Source organism: Limosilactobacillus coleohominis, assembly GCF_016901675.1.
Classification (GTDB): domain Bacteria; phylum Bacillota; class Bacilli; order Lactobacillales; family Lactobacillaceae; genus Limosilactobacillus; species Limosilactobacillus intestinavium.
Genome location: NZ_JACJKU010000230.1, coordinates 1 through 214, shown reverse-complemented (window position 1 = coordinate 214; position 214 = coordinate 1). Strand labels below are relative to the sequence as shown.

The 214-nt window shown below is 50.0% G+C and carries 1 protein-coding gene; it reads right to left on the bottom strand.

Features of this window, described 5'->3' with window-relative positions; all coding sequences use genetic code 11:
• The coding region (locus H5975_RS08630) for a hypothetical protein (protein ID WP_428832693.1) at positions 1-214 on the bottom strand (214 nt) is incomplete at both ends.

Genomic DNA, 214 nt, shown 5'->3' with positions numbered 1-214 from the left:
TGGCTTCATCGGCTACCTTTTGCTTTTGATCGGAGTCAGCCTTGGATTGGTCAGCTTTGGCTTGGGCCTTCTCAGCTTTCTTATCAGCCTTATTAGCTGCTGCAGTGGCTTCATCGGCTACCTTTTGCTTTTGATCGGAGTCAGCCTTGGATTGGTCAGCTTTGGCTTGGGCCTTCTCAGCTTTCTTATCAGCCTTATTAGCTGCTGCAGTGGC